This window comes from Mycolicibacterium monacense (assembly GCF_010731575.1).
Lineage (GTDB): Bacteria > Actinomycetota > Actinomycetes > Mycobacteriales > Mycobacteriaceae > Mycobacterium > Mycobacterium monacense.
On the sequence record NZ_AP022617.1, the window covers coordinates 2,463,077 to 2,471,385 of the forward strand.

The window sequence follows — 8,309 nt, forward strand, 5'->3', positions numbered from 1 at the left end:
CGCATGCCCGCGCCGTCCGGGTCCGGGGCGGTCAGGCCGGCCGGTGGTGGTGGCGGTCGGCGAGTTTACGGATCCACAACACCGCGACGCCTGCGGCGACGATCCCGGTCAGGTTGATCGCGAGCTGGGCGGCCGACTCTCCGGCGATGTCCCAGTCGCCGACCGTGGCGGCCACGACCGCGAAACCGGCGGCGGGCACGGTGGTGACGGAGATGAAGACACCGACGAGTGCGGCGGACTTCGCCGAGACCAGGGACAGCATCCCTGCCGCGCCGGCCAGGAGCGCGACGACCAGCGACAGCGGCCCCACCTGGAAGATGAAGTCGACCTCCTCGAGGTCGCGGGTGCTGGCCAGCTCGATCCAGCCGAGCCCCTCCCCGGCCATTACCCCGAACGCGGTGACGGCCATCGCTATCGGGAAGCCGATGAGCAGGGCGGCCAGGGCGCGGCGTGTCAGGTGTGTGCGCCGGCGCACCAAGGAGACCGCCAGCGCGGCGAGCGGGCCGAATTCGGGCCCGACCACCATGGCGCCGACCACGGTGACCGGCGAGTCGGTGACGACGCCGACCGCGGCGATCAGGCAGGCCAGGGTGAGGAAGGCGACGAACGTCACGTTGAGAGTGGACTCTTCGCGGGTGCGCGCGGCGAGTTCGTCCCACACCACCGCATCGGCGGGGTCACCCTCGGCCTCGTCCTCGGCGCGGTAGGCGCGCACCGACAGCACGGTGTCGACGACGTCGAGGGTGATCGCGCCGCGGTCCTTGACACCGAGCGCCTTGAGCCCGTCGACGACCTCGTTCGCGGATTCGCGTGCGATGTCGGCGGTGATCTCGTCGCCGCGCGGGTCGAGCGCGGCGTCGCGGTGGATGACGAGGTGTGCGACACCGGGGTTGTCGGTCAGTAGCTCGAGTACTGGGTCAGACAGGTCGGGCGGCGCGATGACCCGCAGATGCAGCACGGCCCGAGGGTAGCGTCATCGCAGCGCTGTCACGCCTCGCTTCGCTTGACGAGTCGCATACCGAGTTCGGCGGCGGGCACCTCGTGGCCGGCCGCGCAGCGGATCTCCACGGTCGCCTCCTCACCGCACCCGAGGTGGGTCAACCGCAGCCGGCTGTCGTCGATGTGGCGCCGGCCCCACTCGAACATCGCCCACACCACCGGCATGAAGTCACGGCCGGTGTCGGTCAGCACGTACTCGTCGCGCCGCCGCTGACCGGGTTCCTGATAGGGCCTGCGCTCCAGGAGGCCGGCGTCGACCAGTTCGGACAGACGCGCCGCCGCGGCGGCCTTGGTCACCCCGACCCGTCGCCAGAAATCCTCGAAGCGGGTGGTGCCGTAGAAGGCCTCGCGCATCAGCAGCATCGTCGTCTTGGTGCCCAGCAGCGCCATCGTCTTCTCGATCGGGCACTGCCCCACCGCCGACCAGGCGTCGCGGTCGGCGAGCGGCCCTTGCAGCACGGCCACGGAATCATCCCCATCTCTGAGTTGTTTTCACTATACCTAGGTGGTACACACGTCTAGGTAGCCACAACCATACTCAGAGTGGAGTCGACATGAGTGGATTCACGGGACGCGACGCCGTCATCGTCGGGGCGGTACGGACGCCGATCGGCAAGGGTAAGCCGGGCGGCGGGCTGCACGAGGTACTGCCGGCCGACCTGCTCGCGCACAGCCTGCGCGAATTGGTCACCCGCACCGGGGTCGATCCCGCCCAGGTCGACGACGTCATCGCCGGCGCCGTCACCCAGGTGGGCGATCAGGCTGTGAACATCGCCCGCAATGCGCTTCTCGGAGCGGGCTTTCCGGAGTCGGTTCCCGGCACCACCGTCGACCGCCAGTGCGGTAGCAGCCAGCAGGCCATCAGCTTCGCCGCGCAGGGCGTGGCCTCCGGCGCGTACGACATCGCGATCGCCGCGGGCGTGGAGTCGATGAGCCGGGTACCGATGGGGTCGTCGGTCCTGCCCGGCAGCAACCCCTTCGGTGACGACTTCGCCCGCCGCTACCCCGACGGCCTTGTGCCGCAGGGTATCTCCGCGGAGTTGATCGCCGCCAAGTGGGGGCTCTCACGCACCGCGCTCGACGAGTTCTCCGCGGGCAGCCACGAGAAGGCCGCGGCGGCGACCAAGGCGGGTCTGTTCGAGGGCGAACTTGCCCCGATCGCCGGGCTCGCCACCGACGAGATCATCCGTCCGGGCACCACCGTGGAGACGCTGGCCGGACTCAAACCGGCGTTCTACCACCCCACCTACGAGGAGCGTTTCCCGCAGATCGGCTGGGAGATCACCGCGGGCAACTCGTCACCACTGTCCGACGGCAGCGCCGCGGTGCTGATCACCACGACCGAGGCGGCCAAACGGCTGGGGCTGCGGCCGCTGGCGCGTATCCACACCGCGGTGGCCGTCGGATCCGATCCGCTCTACATGCTGACCGGAGTCATCCCCGCGACCGAGAAGGTGCTGGCCAAGGCGGGCCTGACGCTTGCCGACATCGACCTGTTCGAGGTCAACGAAGCCTTCGCACCCGTCGTGCTGGCATGGGCACGGGACACCGGCGCCGATCTCGACAAGACGAACGTCAACGGCGGCGCCATCGCGATCGGTCATCCGTTGGGGGCCAGCGGCGTACGGATCATGACCACGTTGGTCAACGCGTTGGAGCAGCGCGGCGGCCGCTACGGGCTGCAGACCATGTGCGAGGCGGGCGGGATGGCCAACGCGACGATCATCGAGCGCCTCTGAGCGATTTCGGCGTGGCTGGTCGCGCTGAGCGCGACCAGCCACGCCGAAATCACGCCGCACTCAGTCGTAGATGACGGCGAGTCCCTTCCGGCGGAGGTCCGCGAGGGTGTCCTGCATGGCTTGGAGCTGTTCGGGTGCGTGCCCCACCCAGTCCGTGAGTTCGCCGACCACCCGCACCGGCTCACGGGTGCGGTAGGAGCGGGTCGGGTTGCCGGGGAACTTCTTGTCGGTCACGTTCGGGTCGTCCTCCAGTGCGCCTTCGGGTTCGACGATGTAGATGCGGCCCCGGCCCTCGCCCGCGGCCAACTCGGCTCCCCACACGGCGGCATCCAGCGTCTGTGTCACGTAGACGTGATTCGAGACGCGGCCGTCCTCGAAGTTCGACGGCCGCCCCGGCACCAACCGGTCACCCACCTCGAGGTCGGCCTTGGTGCCGTGCAAGTAGGCGCCCGACTCGTGGATCTCGAAAGGTTTGGTCACAACAACCCCCGTCCGTAGTAGCTGGACGGCGATTGTGCAGCAGGTCGGGGGCCTTGCCGCAAGCCCCCACCCCGACCGTAAAGTGAGAGTGGGACAGACGCGGACCCGGCCTCAGACCCGGGTGAGTTCGAACAGCGGGATCACGCGGTCGGTGTTCGCCTGATACTCGGCGAACGTGGGCGCCATCTCGACGATCTTGGCGTAGAGCTCATCGCGCTCCTCGCGCGGCAACTCGCGCACCTCGACGTCGTAGGCCTCGGTGCCGACCTCGACGTGTGCTTTCGGCAGCGCGCGCAGGTTGTGCACCCACGCCGGATCCTTCGGCGCCCCGGCGTAGGAGCCGACGATCAGCATCCTGCCGTCGACGGTGAGATAGGCCAGCGGTGACAACCGCGCCTTACCGGTCTTGGCGCCGACGGTGTGGAGCAACAGCAGTGTGGCGCCCTCGAAGGGCCCGCCGACGACGCCGTCGTTGTTGCGGAACTCGTCGATGATGGCCTGGTTGAAGTCGTTGAGTGAAGCGGGGTCGGGTCGGGTCATGACCGTGACCCTAGTCATCCCGCGCGGGGATTAGCTGACGTGATCGCCGCTCATTGACAGCGCAAATAGGGTCCCGCGTCTTCCGCTGTCCCGGCTGCGTGCTGACGGACCGGTCAATACGATGATGACCTGGCCTGTTAAGCGGAGGACGGAGCATGCGCAACACCGGGCGACCACCGTGGCGCGCTGGCTGGCAAACGCCGCCCACGACAGCGGGCCAGGTGCCGTGACCGCGCGTCTGCTCGATCTCGACGGTCGCGTGGTGGGGCGCGGGCATCAGCTCGCCGCACTGCGCTCGGCGGTGGAGGCCGCCGAACGCGCGGGCGGCGGTTGCGTCCTGCTCAGCGGTGCGCCGGGCGTGGGGAAATCGACCCTCGTCCAGGCGTTCGGCGACGAGATCACCCAGCACGGGTGCGTGTTCGCCTACGGCCGATGCCGCGACGGACAACCGGCACCCTACGCAGCGCTATCGGACGCGCTCGGCGGGATCGTGCGGGCCATGGAGTCCACCGCCGCACCCGAACGCGACAGGTGGCGCGCGGAGCTCCTGTCCGGGATGTCAGCGCTGTCAGGTGTTCTCGGCGACCTCGTGCCCGACGTTGCCCGCGTGCTCGGCGAGACCACCAAGGTCAGCGACCTCAACGCCGCCGAGGCCCGCCGCCGGCTGCACCGGGCCGCGATCCGCCTGATCTCCGACACGTCGTCGTTCCGGCCGGTCGCGCTGGCGATCGACGACCTGCACTGGGCGGACCGGGATTCGCTGCTGCTGCTGTCGGAACTGTTGACGACGTCGCTTCGCAACGTGCTGGTCCTCGGCACCCATCGGTCGGGCGAATTCGACCCGGCCGTGGCGGGGTTGGCCTCCGCACAGGTACGCACCCTCGAACTCGCACCGCTGACCCGCAAGAATCTCGAGGAGCTCCTGGCCGTGGTGTGCGGCCGGGGGCTGGAACTGGGGGACGTCGCCGCGGAATTCCATCACCGCACCGGCGGCAATCCGCTGCAGGTCCGCCAGCTGCTGCACCGCGCGCAGCGCGACGGCGCGCTGATCACGTCCGGCACCGGCGGCCGGCCCTGTTGGGATCTGCGCGTGCTGTCCTCGATCGAGGTGACCGCGACGACGGCGGAGTTCCTCGGCCACCTCCTCGGCCAGTTGCGCCCGATCGACCGCGCGGTGCTGGGTTCGCTCACGTGCTTCGCCGGTGAGTTCGATCTCGACGACGCGACGGCGGCGGCCGCACGTCCGGCGGATGTGGTGGCCCACGCACTCTGGTCGGCACTCGAACTGCGCCTGATCGAGGCCGTCGACGGCGGTGGTCGACGCATCGCCAATGCGATCAGCCGCGACGCGCGGTACCGCTTCAGCCATGACCGGGTGGCCGAGGCGGCACGGGTGGGCCTGTCGGCCGAGGACAAGCGGCGGATCCATCTGCGGATCGGCCGGCGCCTGATGAGGCAGGGCGACGACCGGTTGTTCGAAGCCGCCCGGCACCTCGGCATCGGCGGTCAGGGCCTCGCCGACGAGCAGGAACGGCTGGCATTCGTCGACGTGCTTCAGCGTGCGGCACGAAAGGCCAAGGCGCAGACGTCTTTCCCGCTGGCGCTGGAATGCTGCCGCAAGGCCCTCGGCCTCCTCGGGGAGGGCCGTTGGGCCGCGCACCTCCCCCTGACCCGGCAGCTGCAACTCGACGCGGCCAATGCCGCACTGCTCGTCGGCGATGTGGAGGGGCTGCACGCGCTGCTCGACGAGGCCGAGGTGATGCTGGTCGAACCCGCCGACCGTGCCCGGCTGGCATATCTACGGCTGAAGGGTTGCGTCGCGCAGAACCACCTGCAGGAGGCGCTGGAGACCGGGCTTCGGGCGCTCGACGAACTCGGCGAACCCCTGCCGGCCGCCGCAGGCAAACCCCGGATGGCCGCGGCGGTGGTGCGGATGAAGCTCACGATGAGCCGCTGGTCCGACGAAAGGCTCCTCTCCCTCCCCCATTGCGAGGACCGCTGCGTGATCGAGACACAGCGCATCCTCACCGAACTGCGCAGCCTGTCATACATCGTCGCGCCCAATCTCTTCCCGTTGATCGTGCGCAGACAACTCGAGCTGACGCTGGCCCACGGTCACACGTCGAGCTCACCGCTCGCACTGGTCAGCTTCGGCCTGCTGCTCGTGCTGACCGGTGACCGCTCCGGCAGTCAGCGGTTCGGCGAGGTGGGGATGCGACTGGCCGACCGCGACGAGTTCCTCGAGGCGCGGCCGCAGACGATCTTCCTGTACCACAACTTCATCCGGCACTGGCGTCACCCGCTGCGCGACGGTCTGAGCCGCCTGCGCGACGCCGTCGCCGAAGCACTCGACCAGGGTGATCACGAGTACGCCGGGTTTCTGGCGGCCGCGCTGCTGTCCCAGTCCTTCTGGATCGGCAGACCGCTGTCGGAGATCGACGCGCTGGCACGCTCACTGGTACCCGAAATCCGCTCCCAACCGGTACCCAGTGCACTTTGCCAGGCGGTCCAGCAGATCTGCCTGAACCTGATGGGACGCAGCGGTGATCCGTTCCTGCTCGCGGGCGAGAGCGGCTATGACGAGCGCGAGGCGCTGGCCGCGGCCCGGCGCGAGGGCGACGAGGTGGCGTTGAGCACGGTCGCCACGATGAAGCTCGGTCTGCACTTCTGGTGCGGGGACTACACCGGCGCGGCCGAGGCCGCCATCGACACCCTCGCGCACGCCGGAGGTATGGCGGGCACCGCGATCTTCCAGCTCGATCACATGATCGCGGCGCTCAGCATGATCCACGCCGCCCCGGACGACCGCGCCACCCGGCAGTGCGTCCACCAGGCGCTGGAGCTGCACCGCAAATGGGCTGCCGACGCGCCCGAAAACTACGCGGCGCCATGGGAATTGCTGGAGGGAGTCTGGGCGCGGGCGCGTGGACGTCACCGCAAGGCCGAAATCCACTTCGACCGCGCGATGACGCTCGCCGAGCGCAACCAGTTGCCGTTGGTCGGGGCCCTCGCCCACGAAGAGGCCGCCACCCACTACGCCGACGTCGGGCGGCAATCCCTCGCCGAGCACCTGCTGCGCACCGCACACCAGCGATGGCTGCGCCAGGGCATGACCATGCGCGCCACCAAACTCGCCCGCAATCATCCGTGGCTGCTCAGCCGCGAACTCGTACCCGCGGAGTCCGACGGCATCGACCCCTCGGCGGCCCACCACGTGATGCGTGCGTTGTCGGGTGCGCGCACAGCCGATCGCCTCGCCACCGTCGTCCTTGGAACGGTCGCCGACCTCACCGACGCCGGCCGGATCCTGTTGTTCACCGGTGAGGGCGAGGGCATTGCGGTCGTCGCCGTCCGCGAGGGCGAGAACACCAGGATCGTCGACGGACCGTGGACCGAGGTCGGTTACGACAGGAGCGTCGTCCGCGGCGTGACCGACAGCGGCGCTCCGCTGAGTATCCCGTCCGATCCCGCCCGCCGTGTCACCGCGGTGCTCGCCACCCCGATCCTGGTGCAGGACAGGGTGATCGGCGTCGTCTACGCCGAGCATTCCGACACCGGGCGCGATTTCACGCCGGTTCAGCAGGAGGCCGTCGCCTTCGTCTGCGATCAGGCCGCCGCGCCGCTGTGGAACTTCCAGCTCGAACAACGGCTGCGGGCCGCCGACGAACACCGCCGCTCACTGATCGACGTGCAGTCCAAGTTCGTGCCGAACGAACTGTTGCGCATCCTCGACATCGACGACCTGCGTCGCGTTCGCAGCGGTTACCGGGTCGAGCGGACGATGACGGTGCTCATCTCCGACATCCGTGGCTACACAACCATGCTCGAGGACATGAGTGTGTCCGAGGCGAGCAATCTGGCCATGGGGTTCATGCGGGCCGTGGAGGTGCCGATCATCTCGTGCAACGGCATGATCCAGGATGTCCGCGGGGACGAGATCGTCGCCGTCTTCGACTCCGATCCGGACGACGCGGTGCGCGCGGGGTTGGCGATGCTGCGGTCGCTGCACGACCACAACCAGGATCGGCTGGCACACGGATCCGAGGAGCTGCGGGTCGGCATCGGGATCAACACCGGCACCGTGGGTGTGGGGCTCGTCGGTGGGGTGAACCGCATGGTGCTGACGATCATCGGGGACGCGGTCAACCTGGCCGCGCGCATCGAGAGCGCGAACAAGCGCTACGGGTCGGCGCTGCTCATCTCGGATGCCACGTGTGCGCGGTTGGCCGACCGCGGCCAGTTCGACATCCGCCGGATGGAACGGGTGATGGTGGTCAACCGGCGCCGGCCGGTGACCATCTACGAGGTCTACGACGACGACCCGGCACCGCTGCGGGATGCGAAACGCGACGCCCAGCCCGCCTTCGACCGTGCCTTCGCGCTGTTCGACGCCGGGGAGACCGGCGAGGCGCGAACGGCTTTCCAGCACTGCCGCCGACTGCTGCCCGGCGATCCGATCGCCCCGCTGCATCTGGCCCACTGCGATGCGGTGACTCATGGGGAGATGTCCCCCGGCCAGGGAATCGTGCTCGTCCACAAATAGCTCGCGAC

General features: G+C 69.2%; 6 protein-coding genes. 2 read left to right on the plus strand and 4 right to left on the minus strand.

Translation table 11 applies throughout. The annotated features are described in order from the left end of the window. Positions 1-31: 31 nt before the first annotated feature. Complete coding sequence (locus tag G6N49_RS11700; RefSeq protein WP_011855521.1) at positions 32-958, minus strand: DUF389 domain-containing protein; 927 nt, start codon at positions 956-958, stop codon at positions 32-34. Between the two features lie 29 nt (positions 959-987). Further along, a complete protein-coding gene (locus tag G6N49_RS11705; protein ID WP_011559716.1) occupies positions 988-1,464 on the minus strand; it encodes a winged helix-turn-helix transcriptional regulator in 477 nt (158 codons plus the stop codon). Between the two features lie 89 nt (positions 1,465-1,553). Here G6N49_RS11705 and G6N49_RS11710 point away from each other — a divergent pair, with 89 nt between their 5' ends. Further along, on the plus strand, positions 1,554-2,738 hold the full coding sequence (locus G6N49_RS11710) for a thiolase family protein (protein WP_011855520.1): 1,185 nt from the start codon (positions 1,554-1,556) through the stop codon (positions 2,736-2,738). A 60-nt stretch (positions 2,739-2,798) separates the two neighbouring features. Here the strand turns inward: G6N49_RS11710 and arr are convergent, their stop codons facing one another. Then, a complete protein-coding gene (gene arr / locus G6N49_RS11715; protein ID WP_011559714.1) occupies positions 2,799-3,218 on the minus strand; it encodes an NAD(+)--rifampin ADP-ribosyltransferase in 420 nt (139 codons plus the stop codon). A gap of 111 nt (positions 3,219-3,329) precedes the next feature. Further along, entirely contained in the window at positions 3,330-3,758 is a 429-nt protein-coding gene (locus tag G6N49_RS11720; RefSeq protein WP_011855519.1) for a nitroreductase family deazaflavin-dependent oxidoreductase, read from the minus strand. Positions 3,759-3,996: 238 nt separating this feature from the next. On the opposite strand from G6N49_RS11720, the gene G6N49_RS11725 reads away from it, so the two are divergent. Further along, positions 3,997-8,301 (plus strand): AAA family ATPase, encoded by a 4,305-nt coding sequence (locus G6N49_RS11725; protein ID WP_179967835.1) that lies wholly within the window; start codon positions 3,997-3,999, stop codon positions 8,299-8,301. Positions 8,302-8,309 lie beyond the last annotated feature (8 nt).

Bases quoted from the DNA above. Each gene is read 5' to 3' on its own strand.
- G6N49_RS11710 (WP_011855520.1), top strand. From the start codon at position 1,554: ATGAGTGGATTCACGGGACGCGACGCCGTCATCGTCGGGGCGGTACGG.
- G6N49_RS11720 (WP_011855519.1), bottom strand. From the start codon at position 3,758: ATGACCCGACCCGACCCCGCTTCACTCAACGACTTCAACCAGGCCATC.